Annotated in this window: 17 protein-coding genes; 8 read left to right on the top strand and 9 right to left on the bottom strand. The window is 31.4% G+C overall.

Annotated elements, in window-relative coordinates; all coding sequences use genetic code 11:
• Window positions 1-72: 72 nt before the first annotated feature.
• From Q385_RS0106960 to Q385_RS0106930, 7 genes are read left to right on the top strand one after another with little or no spacing between them, the layout of a single operon-like run.
• Window positions 73-945 (top strand): UbiA-like polyprenyltransferase, encoded by an 873-nt coding sequence (locus tag Q385_RS0106960; RefSeq protein WP_028950971.1) that lies wholly within the window; start codon window positions 73-75, stop codon window positions 943-945.
• On the top strand, window positions 933-1,358 hold the full coding sequence (fabZ, locus tag Q385_RS0106955) for a 3-hydroxyacyl-ACP dehydratase FabZ (protein ID WP_028950970.1): 426 nt from the start codon (window positions 933-935) through the stop codon (window positions 1,356-1,358). The genes Q385_RS0106960 and fabZ overlap by 13 nt, the downstream gene beginning before the upstream one ends.
• Window positions 1,359-1,362: 4 nt before the next feature.
• Window positions 1,363-1,641, top strand: coding sequence for a hypothetical protein (locus Q385_RS09410; protein WP_169733173.1), 279 nt, complete (start codon window positions 1,363-1,365; stop codon window positions 1,639-1,641).
• 60 nt (window positions 1,642-1,701) lie between these two features.
• Complete coding sequence (locus Q385_RS0106945; RefSeq protein WP_028950968.1) at window positions 1,702-3,120, top strand: hypothetical protein; 1,419 nt, start codon at window positions 1,702-1,704, stop codon at window positions 3,118-3,120.
• A gap of 24 nt (window positions 3,121-3,144) precedes the next feature.
• Window positions 3,145-4,038, top strand: coding sequence for a metal ABC transporter substrate-binding protein (locus Q385_RS0106940; RefSeq protein WP_028950967.1), 894 nt, complete (start codon window positions 3,145-3,147; stop codon window positions 4,036-4,038).
• Entirely contained in the window at window positions 4,031-4,765 is a 735-nt protein-coding gene (locus Q385_RS0106935; RefSeq protein WP_028950966.1) for a metal ABC transporter permease, read from the top strand. Before Q385_RS0106940 ends, Q385_RS0106935 begins: the two co-directional genes overlap by 8 nt.
• Window positions 4,766-4,777: 12 nt before the next feature.
• A complete protein-coding gene (locus Q385_RS0106930) occupies window positions 4,778-5,542 on the top strand; it encodes a glycosyltransferase family 2 protein (protein WP_028950965.1) in 765 nt (254 codons plus the stop codon).
• Here the strand turns inward: Q385_RS0106930 and Q385_RS0106925 are convergent.
• Window positions 5,539-5,811, bottom strand: a complete 273-nt coding sequence (locus Q385_RS0106925) for a hypothetical protein (protein WP_028950964.1) — start codon at window positions 5,809-5,811, stop codon at window positions 5,539-5,541. The two genes, Q385_RS0106930 and Q385_RS0106925, sit on opposite strands and share 4 nt — an antisense overlap.
• 137 nt (window positions 5,812-5,948) lie before the next feature.
• Here Q385_RS0106925 and Q385_RS0106920 point away from each other — a divergent pair, with 137 nt between their 5' ends.
• Entirely contained in the window at window positions 5,949-8,924 is a 2,976-nt protein-coding gene (locus Q385_RS0106920; RefSeq protein WP_028950963.1) for an AAA family ATPase, read from the top strand.
• Window positions 8,925-8,939: 15 nt separating this feature from the next.
• Here the strand turns inward: Q385_RS0106920 and Q385_RS0106915 are convergent, their stop codons facing one another.
• From Q385_RS0106915 to Q385_RS0106880, 8 genes are all read right to left on the bottom strand, one after another.
• Window positions 8,940-9,869 carry a hypothetical protein gene (locus tag Q385_RS0106915; protein WP_028950962.1) on the bottom strand — a complete coding sequence of 310 codons (930 nt, stop codon included), beginning with the start codon at window positions 9,867-9,869 and terminating at the stop codon, window positions 8,940-8,942.
• Window positions 9,866-10,393, bottom strand: coding sequence for an FMN-binding protein (locus Q385_RS0106910; protein WP_028950961.1), 528 nt, complete (start codon window positions 10,391-10,393; stop codon window positions 9,866-9,868). The genes Q385_RS0106915 and Q385_RS0106910 overlap by 4 nt, the downstream gene beginning before the upstream one ends.
• Window positions 10,394-10,452: 59 nt before the next feature.
• Entirely contained in the window at window positions 10,453-11,823 is a 1,371-nt protein-coding gene (locus Q385_RS0106905; RefSeq protein ID WP_028950960.1) for a hypothetical protein, read from the bottom strand.
• Between the two features lie 110 nt (window positions 11,824-11,933).
• Window positions 11,934-12,821, bottom strand: a complete 888-nt coding sequence (locus Q385_RS0106900) for an FAD:protein FMN transferase (protein WP_028950959.1) — start codon at window positions 12,819-12,821, stop codon at window positions 11,934-11,936.
• The gene (gene xth, locus Q385_RS0106895) at window positions 12,818-13,612 is read right to left on the bottom strand and encodes an exodeoxyribonuclease III (protein ID WP_028950958.1); all 795 of its coding nucleotides are present in this window, start codon (window positions 13,610-13,612) and stop codon (window positions 12,818-12,820) included. The genes Q385_RS0106900 and xth overlap by 4 nt, the downstream gene beginning before the upstream one ends.
• Window positions 13,609-13,893 carry a hypothetical protein gene (locus Q385_RS0106890; RefSeq protein ID WP_028950957.1) on the bottom strand — a complete coding sequence of 95 codons (285 nt, stop codon included), beginning with the start codon at window positions 13,891-13,893 and terminating at the stop codon, window positions 13,609-13,611. The genes xth and Q385_RS0106890 overlap by 4 nt, the downstream gene beginning before the upstream one ends.
• A 47-nt stretch (window positions 13,894-13,940) precedes the next feature.
• The gene (locus Q385_RS0106885; protein ID WP_425427208.1) at window positions 13,941-14,555 is read right to left on the bottom strand and encodes a hypothetical protein; all 615 of its coding nucleotides are present in this window, start codon (window positions 14,553-14,555) and stop codon (window positions 13,941-13,943) included.
• Between the two features lie 27 nt (window positions 14,556-14,582).
• The gene (locus Q385_RS0106880; RefSeq protein WP_028950274.1) at window positions 14,583-15,419 is read right to left on the bottom strand and encodes a hypothetical protein; all 837 of its coding nucleotides are present in this window, start codon (window positions 15,417-15,419) and stop codon (window positions 14,583-14,585) included.
• Between the last annotated feature and the right edge of the window lie 41 nt (window positions 15,420-15,460).

Below are 15,460 nucleotides of genomic sequence, written 5' to 3'. Positions count from 1 at the left end.
TGTTAATCAACTTATAACTCCAAAGCTTGATATAATTATTATAATTTTAAATTTTATAGGATGTGTTAACAAGTGATAAATAAACTTAAAACGTATCTTGAACTTATAAAGTTTTCTCACACGATTTTTGCAATACCTTTTGGTATATCATCTATTTTCATAATTGAAAAAGGTTTACCAGATGTTAATAAAATTTTTTGGATTATACTTGCAATGGTTTTTGCAAGAACTGCAGGAATGGCTTTTAACAGGTATATAGATACGCCTATAGATAGATTAAATCCAAGAACAAAAAACTGGCCTTCTGCTAAAGGAGAAGTTAGACCTTGGGAGATGATGGCTCTTGGTTTAACCGCTTCTATTTTGTTTATGTATAGTGCCTATAAACTAAACATGGTTGCTTTTTGGCTCTCACCAGTAGTTATTCTTTTACTTTTGATATATCCTGCTGGAAAAAGGTTTACTCAATACGTTCATCTTATTTTAGGAGCTGTTTACTTTTTAATTCCTGTAGCTGTAAGTATAGCACTTAAAGGTAGTGTAGAGTTATCGGCAATTACATTAGGCATTGCAATGGCTTTCTGGGTTGCAGGGTTTGATATTCTATATGCTCTTCAAGATTACGAGTTTGATAAGACTTTTGGTATTTATTCAATTCCTGCTAAGTATGGTATAAAAAAATCTATTTACATAGCAAGATTTTTCCACTTTTTAACGTTTTTATTTATCTTACTTACAGGATTTCTTGCAGGTATGGGTTTAATATACTTTATAGGAGTGTTTGTTTTAACAGGATTTTTAGTGTATGAGCATATGTTGATAAAAGAAAATGATTTATCTAAAATAAATAAGGCTTTTTTTACAGTTAACGGTTTTGTAAGTATAATATATATGATATTTGTAATTTTAGACACCCATCTTGGAGGACTATTATGGAAAATGTAATGGATATTATGAAAGTTTTACCTCACAGATACCCTTTTTTATTAGTTGATAGAATATTAGAGTTAGATGTTGAAAATATGAAAATAAAAGCATTAAAAAATGTGACTTATAATGAGCCTTTCTTTGTAGGACACTTTCCTGATAATCCTGTAATGCCGGGAGTTTTAATCATAGAAGCTATGGCTCAGGTTGGAGCTTACTTAATGTTAAAAAAGGCAAACATAACAAACGGAACTGTTTTGTTTGCAAGTATAGAAGAGGCAAAGTTTAGAAAACCAGTAGTCCCCGGAGACCAGATTGTATTTGAAGTAGAAGGAATAAACATAAAAAGGTCTATGGGAAAAATAAAAGCGGTTGCGAAAGTAGACGGACAGGTTGTTTGTGAAGCAATCTTAATGGCAGCTGTAAAGTAGGTTAATGAGATTTAAAAAATTACTCAGTCTTTTTATAAGTTTTTATCTGTTATTTGTAAACAGTATTACGCTAACCCACCACCACGAAGATAACCAGCCTCATCCTGACTGTCAAATCTGTGTATTACAAATAAACCAACAATCTCAAGACCCAAGTAGTTTAGGTTTAAATTTTGAGATAGTAAAGTATAAAGAAAGTTATAAAGTTTTATTTTATCAAATTTATATTCAAAAAATAATTCCGATAAATACTCTTCCAAGGTCGCCTCCTCTCTACCTTTAAAAATCTTTATCCATCAGTCTTTTTTAAACTTTAAAAAATTTTAAAGAGGAGGTGTAATCTATGAAAAAGTATTTATTAACCGCATTAATACCTTTTACTATAGCTACAGCTTCAGAGTTAGATGAACTAAAAAAACAGCTACAAGAACAACAACAGATAATTCAGCAGCTTCAAGAAAAGGTCAAGCAACTTCAAGAAAATCAAGAAGTTTTAGATCAGACAAGAGAAAAACTAAAAAATGTAGATGGTAGAGACCCTATTGAAAAGATACTCTCTAACCCATTTTCACAAGCAAAGTTTGTTCCAGACATATCTTTACTATTTGACTTTTCTTACGTAAGCAGAAATCTTACAGATGACATTTATAAATCTGTAATGATGCCTGGATTTAACCACGGACTTTTCCACTCCCACGACGGACACGAAGGAGAAGGTCCTTACAATGCAGAAAGAGGTTTTAACTTAAATTACGCTCATCTTTACATTGCTCAAGCAGTAGACCCGTACTTTGATTTAGTTGGTATATTTCACTTAAGAGAAAATGCTTTTGAGATAGAAGAAGCTTACATAAAAACAAGACAGCTTCCTTACAACTTAGGATTAAAAGCTGGTAAGTTTTACAGTAAGTTTGGAAGATTAAACGAACAACACCATCACTACTGGGACTTTGTAGATGCACCTCTTGTGTACTACGCAATTTTTGGTCCTCACAACCTTCTTGAAAAAGGAGCTCAGATTACTTGGCTTGCACCTACACCTTTTTACCTACAGATTGGCTTTGAAGTCCTTCAAGGAGACAACGAAAACAACTTTAACAGAAACGGCTTTACTATAAACACAAAGAAAGATGGAACTGGAGACAACATTAAAATATCAGACACTAAAAAACCTAATCTTTATACGCTCTTTATAAAACCATCTTTTGATGTAGGTAATGCTTCTATATTAGCAGGGCTATCCTATGCACAAGGTGGCACGAGGATAGACCACTTAGAAGATGAAGACCCACACGCTCTATCTGGTACAACCAAGATTTACGGAGCTGACCTTACAGTTAGATACAACATAGACTCTTACAGATACATCACTTGGCAGTCAGAGTACCTTTACAGAAAGTTTGACGGAAAGGTTTATGAATACGATGCAGGAAATTTAATTACTCCGTCAAGAGAGGCTAAACAAGGGGGATTATACTCTCAGGTTGTTTACAAGTTTGACCAAAGATGGAGAGCAGGTATAAGATATGACCTTATAAACAAAAATGACGTTATTGTAAACGGAGTAAATAAAAACCTTCCAGATAACCTTTACAGATACTCATTTATGATAGACTTTTTACCTTCTGAGTTTTCAAGAATTAGACTACAGTATAATTACGATAAAAGTCTATTTACTCAGGACTTCCAAAGAAAAACTAACCAAGAAGTCATACTCCAGTTTAACATTGCTATAGGATCTCATGGAGCTCACGGATTTTAAAACACTTTACAGGAGGCAAAGACAATGAAGAGATTTATATACTTTTTTATAACTCTTTTACTAACTCTAAACATAGCAAGTGCAAAAATGAAGATAGTTGCTACTTATCCTTACATAGCAAGTATCACAAAAGAGATAGTTCAAGATAAGGCTCAAGTTGATTATCTTGCTTCTGGTAATTTAGACCCTCACTTTGTAGTTCCAAAACCTTCTTTAAGTGTAAAACTTAGAGATGCAGACTTACTTATAATAAACGGAGCTTCCTTAGAGGTTGGCTGGCTTCCTCCCCTTTTAAATCAAGCTAACAATAGTAAAATACAGCCTTCATCTTCTGGATTTTTAGACTTATCTCAGTTTATAAAGCTGATAGAAAAACCTGAAAATATTTCAAGAGCTTTTGGCGATATTCATCCAGAAGGAAACCCTCACTTCCACTTAGACCCTTATAACATTCCAGTAATATCCGATGTTATAACCGCCAAGCTCTGTAAGTTAGATGCACAAAACTGCCAAACTTACGAAAACAACAACAAAATCTTTAAACAAAGATTTAACGAAAAGCTACAGCAGTGGAATGGAAAACTTGCAAAAGTTAAAGGTATGAAAGTAATTGAGTATCACAAACTTTTTGACTACTTTTTAAACAGATACCAGATAGTTGCGGTTGGCACTATAGAGCCTCTTCCAGGTATCCCTCCTACAGCTAAACACCTTGGAAATCTCCTTCAAACAATAAAAACAGAAAAAGTAAGTCTTATACTACAAGACGTATATCATCCTTTAAAACCAGCCCAATTTTTGAGTGAAAAATCAGGAGTAAAGTATGTAATAATACCCCACGATGTTGGCGCAACTCAGCAGGTTAATGATATATTCAGCTTGTTTGATGAGATAGTAAGGAGAATAACAAATGATTGACCTTATTCTACCTCCTCTCTTACTGAGTATAGTTTTACTGCTTATACACTCTTACTACGGACTACAGATAATAAAAAGGAACATAATATTTACAGACCTTGCAGTTGGGCAGATGGCAGCTCTGGGAGTTGCCGTCTCTCTTTACCTTTTTGAAGGAAAGTTTTTATATCCTATATCTTTATTACTGGCAGTTTTAACAGCTATTTTGATAGCTTACATAAGCCATAAAGAAAAATCTCTTCAAGAAGCTTTTATAGGCTTGATTTACGCTCTTGGAATGTCAGGCGTTTTTATAGTAATGTCAAAATCTCCCCACGGATTAGAAGAGTTAAACAACCTACTTGCATACGACATTCTGTTTACTTCATACAATGAGATATTCAAAGTCTCTATTCTTTATCTGATTATAGGGCTGTTTTTATACTTTGTTGTAAGAAATACCCAAGGATTTTTAAAAGATATACTCTTTTTTACTACTTTTGCAATAACTTTAACAAGCTCTGTAAAACTGGCAGGAGTGTTGGTTGTCTTTTCAATACTTATAGCACCATCTTTAATATCTTTAAAACTCTTTAGTAAAAACCATCTAATTTATGCTACTATAACAGGGTTTATACTGATACTAATATCATTAACACTTTCTTACAACTTTGACCTGCCTACAGGATACACCATAGTGTTTATCAACAGTCTTTCAGCTCTAACGACAATTTTAATTAAAAAATGATAAAATTATCGTATGAAACTATCTGTTTTGATTTTAACAAAAAACGAAGAAAAAAATATAGCAAGGACAATAAAAAGCGTAGTAGATATTGCAGATGAAATTATTGTGTTAGACAGTGGCTCTACAGATAAAACCGTTGAGATAGCAAAAAACTTAGGAGCTGAAGTTTTTTTTAGAGAGTTTGACGATTATCCATCTCAAGTTAATTATGGCTTATCCCTATGTAATGGAGAATGGGTCTTTGTTTTAGATGCAGATGAAGAGCTATCTAAAAAATTACAGGAAAATATAAAAAAAGAGCTAAAAAATCCAAAGTATGACTGTTATGAAGTCCCAAGGAGAACTTACTACCTTGGTAGGTTTTTAAACTACGTATGGTATCCCGAATACAGAAAGAGACTTTTTAAGAAAGATAAAGTCAGATACGAAGGAAAATTACACGAAGAAGTTGTATGTCAAGGAAAAGTAGGAAAATTAGAAGGAGATTTATATCACTACTCTTATAAAAACCTTTACCATCAGTTTATCAAGACAGTAGATTACGCAAAAAAGATGGCAGAGATTATGCACTCTCAAGGTAAAAAGTTTAAACTTTACAAACTTATACTAAATCCATTTGTTATATTCTTTAAACTTTACTTTTTTAAACTTGGATTTTTAGAAGGAACGAGAGGACTTATAATAGCATTTTCTGGATTTTTGTATGTCTTTTTAAAATATACTTTCCTATACGAACTTGAGCTTAAAGAAAAGTATAAAGATAAACTCTGGCTTTAAACTATTTTCATTATTACAACTGTTTTAACTCCCTTATCATCTTTTATCACTTGAGAGTATGCGTAAATTTCAACATCTTCTTGAGTTGATATCTTTTTACCTCTTATATTACTCATTTTTTTATCTCTTAAAGCTACATAATTATCTGTAGGTAAGTAATCATTTTTTTTCATTTCTTCAACAAACTTTTCACTTGCAATCATCTCTTGACTATTGTCAGAGATGTCTATACCATCTAAAACGACTTTCAACTCTTTTACTTCACTCATTTTTTATCCTGTGAAAAAGTTTTAAAGATTTTATATTTATTTATATAGATTTTCATATGATTAAATTCAGGCTTGCATATTTATAAAAGTAATGTTATATTATCTTATAATGATAGACTAAAATTTTGGAGGAAAAAATGTTTAGTGAAAACCTACTTGACAGAAAATCAAGGGATCTTTTAGAGACAGCTAAGAGTATTGCTGCTAAAAATCAAGATTCAATGGTTGACACAGACCATCTATTAATGGCATTTATTTCAAAAGAAGACAACCCTCTTATAAAAATAATAGAAAAAAGAGGGATAGACACAAAATCTTTAAAGGAAAACATAACAACTTATCTTCAAGACCTATACTCACAAATAAACAAAGCAGTTTCTGAGTATACAGATTACATTAAAAACCTTTACTCTCAACTATCTCAAGTAAGAACCCAAGCTTTGGAAATTTACAAAGAATTAAAAGAGTTAAAAGCTCAAAAAGAAAGATTAAAAAGAGAGCTATCTTATGAAACAGGATTTTTCTTTAGTAGAGGATCAAGGTTAGAGTTAGAAAGGCTATCTATATACGAAAAACAGCTGGAATCTAACCTAAACTCTTTAAAGTCTCAGCTTACTCAACTTACAGACCCAAACACAGCTGACAGATTTTTATCAGGAGATTTAAACTTACTATCTTTTATCTACAAAGTTATAGAAAACAGCTCCCTTATAAAACAGATAGAAGACCTTGGATTTTCAAAAGACAGATTTGTAGAAAAAATAGTAGAGAGAGTAGTAGGTTCAAAAACACAAAAACAGTATGCATCTAAACTTATAAAAGTTTTAGAAAATGCCGAAAAAATAGCGTTTAACAGCGGTTCAACCGTCGTAAGTCCATCACATATTGCAACAGCTTTAGTAGAAGCAAAAGATACAATAGCTGGAAAAGTTTTAAATGAAATACTAAATTTTGATAAAAAAGAAGGAGGAAAAGAAAAGATGGAAGGAAAAAATATTCAACAAGAAATGGCAGAAGAAGAAAAGTCTGTTTTAGAAAAATTTACAGTTGATCTAACAAAATCAGCAAGAGAAGGAAAACTTGACCCTGTTATAGGAAGAGAAAGAGAAATACAACAGGTTATAGAGATACTCCTTAGAAGAACAAAAAACAACCCAGTACTAATTGGAGAAGCTGGAGTAGGTAAAACTGCAATAGTAGAAGGATTAGCCCAAAAAATAGTAAACAAAGAAGTCCCAGAAGATTTACAAAACAAAAAAATCTTATCTTTAGACTTAGGTGCTTTGGTAGCAGGAACGAAGTACAGAGGTGAGTTTGAAGAAAGAATGAAATCTCTTATAGATGAGTTAAAGAAAGACCCTAACATAATACTATTTATAGACGAGCTTCACACAATAGTAGGAGCTGGTAAAGGAGAAGGTGCATCAGATGCAGGACAGCTCCTAAAACCAGCTTTAGCAAGAGGAGAGATAAGAGTAATAGGTGCAACTACATTAGATGAGTATAGAAAGTACATAGAAAAAGATCCTGCATTAGAAAGAAGATTCCAACCTGTTTATGTAGAAGAACCAGACATAGACACGACCATAGAGATACTAAAAGCATTAAGACCAAGACTTGAAAAACACCACAACGTAAAAATAAGCGACAAAGCAATAGAAGCTGCTGCAAAACTTACAGGAAGATATATACCCGCAAGAAAATTTCCAGATAAAGCAATAGATGCATTAGACCAAGCTTGTGCAAGGAAAAAGTTAAAACTTGTCTACGCATCACCAGAGGTTATAGAACTTGAAAGGAAGATAAAAATGTTAGATGAGCAGATAGTTCAGGCATCTTTAGACGGTAATTATGAAAAAGAAGCAAAACTTAAGATAGAAAAAGCAAACCTTGAAAAACAACTTAAAGACCTAAAAGCAAAATCTTCAAACGAAAAAGCTAAGGTAGAAGAGCTTGAAAGACAGCTTCAAGAAGTAGAGAAACAAATTGAGCTTTACAGCCAAAAAGGAGACTACGAAAAAGAAGCTGAGTATAAAATCAAGAAAGCTCAAATTGAAAAAGAGATAAAAGCATTACAACAAAAATTAGCAGAGTTAGTAGTAGTAACAGAAGATGACGTTGCGGAAGTTGTAGCAGAATGGACTGGAATACCAATATCTAAGATGAAAGAAGAAGAAATGGAAAGACTCTTACACCTTGAAGAAGAAATGCATAAAAGATTAATAGACCAAGAGCACGCAGTTAAATTAGTAGCTGAAGCAATAAGAAGGGCAAGAGCAGGATTGTCAGACCCAAGAAAACCACTTGCATCATTTATGTTCCTTGGACCTACAGGAGTAGGTAAAACAGAGCTTGCTAAAACATTAGCAGAGCTTTTATTTGACGATGAAGATGCAATGATAAGATTAGATATGTCAGAGTTTAAAGAAGAACACTCTGTTGCAAAACTAATTGGAGCACCTCCGGGATACGTAGGTTATGAGGAAGGCGGAAAACTAACAGAAGCTGTAAGAAGAAGACCTTACTCTGTAATACTATTAGATGAGATAGAAAAGGCACATCCAAGAGTATTTGACCTATTCTTACAAGTGTTAGATGACGGAAGACTTACAGACTCACAAGGTAGAACTGTAAACTTTAGAAACACTGTTATAATTATGACCTCAAACATAGGAAGCCAGTATCTAACACTAATTCCATTTGACGCTCCAGAAGATGTTATAGAAAAAGAATTTGAAATAGCAAAACAAAAAGTTTTAGAAGAAGTTAAGCTCTACTTTAGACCAGAGTTTTTAAACAGAATAGATGAGATAATCGTATTTAAACCTCTATTTAAGAAAGACATTGTACAAATAATAGACCTTATGATAAATGCTTTAAACAAAAGATTACACGACAGAAACATAAGAGTAGAGCTTACAGACAAAGCTAAAGAAGTTTTAATAAAACTTGGATACGATCCAGTCTACGGTGCAAGACCTATGAGAAGAGCTATTCAAAAGTATGTAGAAACTCCACTTTCTGAAAAGATACTAAGAAGGGAGATAAAAGAAGGAGATACTGTTATAATTGACGCAGAAGGAGACAATTTAACATTTTCAGTTAAACAGTAAAGATAACAAGAGTCCTTAAACGGGCTCTTTTTTAAAAGAAAATATCATCACAATTAAAAATCCAGCTATAAAAGATATTTCTAGTAGAAAAAACGATAAAAGTTTTACAATAGAAAAAATATCACTTATATATCTTATAAGGATACCTGACAAATTATCTATAAAACTACTTATAAATCCAGAAACACCTAAAATAAGACTTAAAGTTTTGTTAAATGAAGTAAAAAATAGGAGATGAATTAAAGTAAATGAAATTATAGCCAATGGAATTAAATGAGGATAAAAAACTTTAAATAAGCCTTCTAAAGTTTTAGGTTTTGTATAAAGTTCTTGACTACCCAAATAGTAAGTTTTAACACATCCTACACAAAACCCTATTTTACCAAAAAAAAGAACCCCATTTAACAAAAAAAATATGATGATAGCAAAACTAAAAAGAGCTATGTTTAATTTTAGTAGTTTTAAATTTGGGTTAGAGCTTATCTTTATAAGACCATAAACAGACATAAATAAAGACAGACCTATAAAAAACTGAAATGCCAAAAATAAAACAGGTTTCAAAATTAAAAGATTTTCCAAGTAATACACAATCAAATCACTCAAACTGTATAGAAGCCCACTAACAGAAGTAGCAACAATAATAAATAGTTTTAGAAATGGTTTGTAGTTAAAGATGTTAAATATCGACAAGGTTATAAATACAAGAAAACTATTGATAAACAAGTTTATATGAACATTTTCAATTACTTGTTTTATGGAAATTTTTTCTGGAAACTCTACGTCAGAAAAGTAATATTTAAAAAGTGATTCATAACTAAAACCAAAGTTTATATGGTAGTATAAAAATCCACTTAGCCAAAAGAAAAGAGCAAATACCAAAAATCCCCATAGACCAAAGTAAACACCTTTATTTTTTCTAACATTTCCTGTTGCTATAAACTTCATTTAGCATCCTCCACTAAAACTTTCCAGATTGCTAAAGCAAGCCTTGCATAATCAGTTATAGCTTTTGAAGTCAATGTAGCACCAGATACGTTAGGAATATCAACTTTAACTCTTACACTGTCTTTATATATTGACTTTCCTTTAAAATTTTTTAACCAATTTTCATCTGGAAGATATTCAAGAGGTTCACCAAAATGAAGAACTTCTATAACGTCTAATTTTCCATCTGGAGTTATGGTATAAAGCACAACTTCCGGTTTTGTCCTAACCGTGTGTATATCCACGTAACCATAGGCTACTATTTTTCCATCTTTCTTAACTATATAAAGAGAAACTATTTTGGAGTCAAATTTTACCTTAGATAACTGTCTAATATTCTCTACCTGCTGAACTGATAAAGTAAAGTTTTTAACTTCAACAGTAGAATCTGGATATATTCTTTTTAACACCTCTTCAGGCTTTTTACTACTTGCATAACTAAATGACACTACAATCAAAATCAAGATTAAAAATCTTCTTATCATTCTAACCTCTAAAATTTTTTTAAAAAATTATATCCCCTCCTTCCCAAAGTTTACATAATTTAAAACATAAATCCAAGAGTAAATCTGTATTCATTTTCATCTTTCTTGTTTGGACTGTAGTTTAATCTAACATAATCACCTTTTAAAGCAACCAGAGGATGAGGTTTGTAAGAAAACCCAAAGTTATAAACATTTAACCTATGTCCATCTGGTTTTGTAAAGCCATTTGGAACACTTTTGTGAGTGTTTAAATACTCATAGTTTCCAAATAAATAAAATTCTTGCATTGTATCTATCTTAAACAATCTTAAAATATCGTAGGCAACTTGAAAGTAAAAACCTTCCTGTTTAGAAGGAAAAGTTTTTATACCTAAATCATCTCCTATTTTTTTAGCATCGTCTATCTTAACTAATGCACCTACAAACCTTACATCCCATCCTTTATTCTGATACCATATATGAGGAGATATTATACTTACATTTCCGAGGTCTGTTCCTCTTCTAAGACCTAATGCACTGTCACTTCCTCCTTTACTCTGTACATCTCCAACCCAGAAAGACATGCCTATTTTAAGATTATTAAATAAATTGTAATCTAATCTTCCTGTGAAGCCTGGCTTTTCAGATACAGCTCTTGCACCTCTTTGTATTAAATTTTTAAGTGGTTGTTTAACATCATAATTTCCATTACCTTTCAACATTAATCCGTTAGTTAAGTAAAATTTATATTCCAACTTATTAATCTTACCGTAAACACCAGCTCCCATCTCTTCCCAAGTAGAAAGTAGAATTCTTGTTTCTAGAAACGGTCTTTGAGCGGTTGGGAAAGTTGGAGGTTCGTGATATTCATTTATTATTCCAACTGGCATGAGAAGTAAACCACCTCTTATACCAAATTCTGGTCTAAAGTTATAGTCTAAGAAAGCAAACTCAGTTTTAAAGTATCCTCCCCCTGTTCCATGACTACCACTTGTGGATGAATGTTCTAATTCCATTTCAGAGTTAAACTTTAATTTTTCATTAAAAGCATATCCCAGGTATATTATAAGTCTTTGCATATCAGCAATACTCTTTGCTCCTCCTCTAGCATCAACATCATTATGGACAAATGTAAGCTCTCCATAACCACCTATAGAAACCCCTTTTGGATTAAACATCGCTTTTGAAGCTGCAGGACCAAGACCGTAGAAAGATTTATTTTCAAATTCTGGCATACTTAACTCTAATTTTAACTTTCTAAACTCTTCCTTTAAAACCTCTGTATCTGCTTTTGCTTCAGAAGCTGTTTTCTGTGCTTCCTTTAACTCTTGTATCTGTTGCTGAAGTAGTTTTATCTGTTCTTCTAACATCTTTATTTTTTCATCGTTATTTGCATAAGAAGATACAGATATACCAGCTATTAAACCCATAACTGCAAGTTTTTTATACATGTCTAAACCTCCTAAATTTATTTGTAGAAAAATTATATTATATTGAGACTAAATCTCATATGATTGATTAAGAAAAATGGTCATAAAATAAGTATGATTTAGATAATAATTTAGAAAGGTTGAAAAGTTAGGTCTTCAAAATATTCAAGAAGTTTTTTATTAAACTCTACTCTACCGTCTTGATAGATTATAAGGTATCCAAATTCTGCATTTTTTAGAAAAACTTTTCTATCTTTTTCACCCATTGCAAATATTCCTGTATCTATAGCATCTGTAAAACTACATTCATCATATACAACAGAAACTTGAAGTATATCAGTTTTTTCCCCTATTATGTGATTTTGAAAGTAATTTCCTGAAGTAGAAAGACACAAATCCTTATTATTTGTTCCTACGGCTATAATTGATTTATTGACAGGGTTGTATATGCCTATTTTTCTTCTCTGTCCCCATACTTTCAAATCTCCCGCAATAGCTATAAATCCTTTATCAGCTCCTATTTTTTCATACGCTTTTTGAATTGCAAAACCTTTTCCTATACCACCTAAATCAATAACCATGTATTTTTTCTTTAAAAAAACTGTTTCTTCTTTATTGTCTAAAACTACATCATTACAGTTTACTAACTTTTTAGCTTTATTTTCATCTATTAATTTTAGCCTACGATGGTTTATAGTTATAGAACCAACAGTTATATCAAAAGCACCTTTTGTTAATTTACAAATTTCAAGAGATTTTTTTATAATCTCAAAAGTTATAGGACTTACTTTTACTGGCTTTATACCCGCCATTTTGTTAATTAAGGTTATTTCAGAATCTTCTTTGTAATCTGACAGCAACTCTTCTATATGTTTTAGATATCTATAAGTTTCATAGATTTTTTGCTCATCTTCTAAATCTATTATGGCATAAGTTCCCATCAAATTAAAAACTTTTTCTTCAGATTTAGAGAAAGTAGTATTAAAAAGTAAAAAGATAAAAATCAGTAGCTTCTTCATATTAAACTTTCAAAAGTTGCTATAACTGGAGCGTGGTCTGACGGTTTTGGCTGTCTTCTTCTTCTTGGCCAGAAGTCAACTTCAACATCTTTTAAATACTTTATTAGTGATTTAGATAGTAATATGTAGTCAATTCTCATTCCTTCATTTTTCCATATAGCTCCACCTATATAATCCCACCAAGTAAACTGAATTTTATCAGGATAAAGGTACCTAAATGAGTCTATAAATCCTAAATCTAAAAGATTTCTCAGCAGCTCCCTTTCTTCTGGCATTGTACCTATTGAATCTTCTAATAAAATTGGGTCGTAGACATCTTTATCTTCTAAAGCTATATTTAGGTCTCCAAGTAGAATTATTTTTTGATTATTAATGTCAAAGTTTTCTTTAAGGAAAGAAATAAAATGTTTATACCAGTCTAACTTGTAGTAATACTTCTCTCCACCTCTTAAATCTCCATGAGGCGCATAAGTGTTTATTATGTATACATCGTTTATCTTGGTTATCAGTACTCTTTTTTGATTATCAAAATAGTTATGGTTTAGTCCATCTAAGACCTTATCCATAGGGAATTTTGATAAAGTGGCAACTCCGTTATACGCTTTTTGCCCTAAAACTTCCTGATAAAGAAAGCCAATGCTTTTAAACTCATCAATCGGAAAGTTTTTTTCTTCTACTTTTATCTCTTGAAAACAGAGAATATCTATATCATAATTTCTATGTTCTAACCACTGTAAAATCAAATCCTTTCTGGCTTTAATCGAGTTTATGTTAAAAGTGCAAATTTTCATTCTTGCCCTTTAGAGATGTTATTCCACATTCTATACATTCCAACAATAAATATTACCAATACAGATAACCAAACTAAGAATAAAGCTATATAACCAGATTTAGCAATAAGCTTTTCTACTGTTAATCCACCGTATTTAACCATTAAAGTTATAGATACTACTACTGCTAAAGCTACCATTAAAGAGTATCTCATCACTTTCATATTCCAAGCAAGAGCAATCCCTACTATTAAGAAAAATATTAATCCTAATGCAAGAATGTTTTGAATTATAAACTCCATATTTCTCACCTACCTTTTTTAATTTGGCATTACTTATTATAATACTTTCAGTAGTATAAGCGATATTTTAGATAAATGTTAAAATACCTATCAGCAGTTCCTCTAAAACCTTTAAAATAGTTAAAACCTATACTTAGATTATCCTGTCTGAAAATAGCTCCACCAAATCCTCCACCAAATCCGTATCCAACACCAGTAACATCGTTATAGCTTAAATCCACACTTAAAAATGGCCTAAAAACTCTTACATAAGAATTATCATTTTCATAACCAAATAAAAACCCTACACCAATTTGATTATAGCTATTTGGTAAAACTTTAGGGTTTGGATATTGAGATATCTTTTCTATACTTCCTTTGTATCCATCTTTTTCATTATAAATACCGTGGGAAGTGTATAATCTAAACGTATAATCGGGATAACCTACTCTTAGTTTATAAGATAACTCTTCATAAAGATTAAAAGACGTTCCTAATTTAACTTTATCTGAAGAGTAATACTGGTTATATGAAGGATTTATAAAATAACTCATTCTATTATTAAAGTTATAAGTTAAACTTAGTCCGAATCTGTTTTTCATTCCACCGTAAAGTAAGTAAAGTGTGTCATCAGCAGGAATGTTTAAATCAATTTTTGTATTAAAACTTATTCTATTATATATACGTTGAGTGAGAAATTAATGCCATAATTAAACCTCACAGTACCTGAAAAAGCTATAACCTATTGCATAAGCATACAAATAGGAAAGAAGCGTTATACCTTTTCTCCATCTACTAAGAGCGTTAAATTGTTTTAACCTTGAAAATATGCTTTCAATAATCTGCCTCTGAGCTTTATCCTCTTTTGTCTCACATACGATAACATTCTCACATCCTCTATACCCTTTGTCCCCTATTACTTCAAAAAAGCTTATAAGTCTTTTAAACCAAATACTGGTTTTTGCTCTTAATCTAAAAGATTTAACTTCATGATAACTTGCTGGATGAAACCAAATATCATAAACTCTTCCCTTTGTATCACAAATTACCATAACAAGCACTCCATAGTATATCTCTTCAAATTTTACTCTTTTTTTGTAGTGTTGACTGTATAGATTTCTTTTTCTTCTTACCCAAAACATCTTTCCATTAAATCTCTTTATTCTCTGGGTTCTTGCTCTGTTTAAATTAGCTACTGGAAGTATTGTACCATCTACTATAAGTCTTGGTTTTTTATTAGATACCAAAACTTCTATAATTACAGACAGTATTCTCATTTGTAGATATATTCTAAGCAGTTCGTATATTCTTTTAATTCTTGACTTTCTAAATATGTGATAAGACTTTATAGAGTCATCAATAAATTGTCTTGCTATTTTCAAAACAGGCATTCCAGTCATGTATGATAAGATGAAAGCTGCTGCTATTTCTTCATCGGTAATTTTTGGTTTTCTACCAGCATTAGATTTAGCTGTATTTTTATAAAAAGAAACTTTAAATGATTGAAAATTTTTGAGAAGTATGTTATAAAACTTTTCCAGTTGCATTTTTGACCTCCCAAAAGTAGTTTGGGTATATTATAACCCGA

The sequence above is a fragment of the Sulfurihydrogenibium subterraneum DSM 15120 genome (assembly GCF_000619805.1).
GTDB classification, from domain to species: domain Bacteria; phylum Aquificota; class Aquificia; order Aquificales; family Hydrogenothermaceae; genus Sulfurihydrogenibium; species Sulfurihydrogenibium subterraneum.
Note: the sequence above shows the minus strand (reverse complement) of the source record. Positions and strands in the feature narration are given on the sequence as shown.

What these genes read in the sequence shown, in the direction of transcription:
- fabZ (WP_028950970.1), top strand. Translation starts at nt 933, where the DNA reads ATGGAAAATGTAATGGATATTATGAAAGTTTTACCTCACAGATACCCT.
- Q385_RS09410 (WP_169733173.1), top strand. Translation starts at nt 1,363, where the DNA reads ATGAGATTTAAAAAATTACTCAGTCTTTTTATAAGTTTTTATCTGTTA.
- Q385_RS0106945 (WP_028950968.1), top strand. Translation starts at nt 1,702, where the DNA reads ATGAAAAAGTATTTATTAACCGCATTAATACCTTTTACTATAGCTACA.
- Q385_RS0106940 (WP_028950967.1), top strand. Translation starts at nt 3,145, where the DNA reads ATGAAGAGATTTATATACTTTTTTATAACTCTTTTACTAACTCTAAAC.
- Q385_RS0106935 (WP_028950966.1), top strand. Translation starts at nt 4,031, where the DNA reads ATGATTGACCTTATTCTACCTCCTCTCTTACTGAGTATAGTTTTACTG.
- Q385_RS0106930 (WP_028950965.1), top strand. Translation starts at nt 4,778, where the DNA reads ATGAAACTATCTGTTTTGATTTTAACAAAAAACGAAGAAAAAAATATA.
- Q385_RS0106925 (WP_028950964.1), bottom strand. Translation starts at nt 5,811, where the DNA reads ATGAGTGAAGTAAAAGAGTTGAAAGTCGTTTTAGATGGTATAGACATC.
- Q385_RS0106920 (WP_028950963.1), top strand. Translation starts at nt 5,949, where the DNA reads ATGTTTAGTGAAAACCTACTTGACAGAAAATCAAGGGATCTTTTAGAG.
- Q385_RS0106915 (WP_028950962.1), bottom strand. Translation starts at nt 9,869, where the DNA reads ATGAAGTTTATAGCAACAGGAAATGTTAGAAAAAATAAAGGTGTTTAC.
- Q385_RS0106910 (WP_028950961.1), bottom strand. Translation starts at nt 10,393, where the DNA reads ATGATAAGAAGATTTTTAATCTTGATTTTGATTGTAGTGTCATTTAGT.
- Q385_RS0106905 (WP_028950960.1), bottom strand. Translation starts at nt 11,823, where the DNA reads ATGTATAAAAAACTTGCAGTTATGGGTTTAATAGCTGGTATATCTGTA.
- Q385_RS0106900 (WP_028950959.1), bottom strand. Translation starts at nt 12,821, where the DNA reads ATGAAGAAGCTACTGATTTTTATCTTTTTACTTTTTAATACTACTTTC.
- xth (WP_028950958.1), bottom strand. Translation starts at nt 13,612, where the DNA reads ATGAAAATTTGCACTTTTAACATAAACTCGATTAAAGCCAGAAAGGAT.
- Q385_RS0106890 (WP_028950957.1), bottom strand. Translation starts at nt 13,893, where the DNA reads ATGGAGTTTATAATTCAAAACATTCTTGCATTAGGATTAATATTTTTC.
- Q385_RS0106880 (WP_028950274.1), bottom strand. Translation starts at nt 15,419, where the DNA reads ATGCAACTGGAAAAGTTTTATAACATACTTCTCAAAAATTTTCAATCA.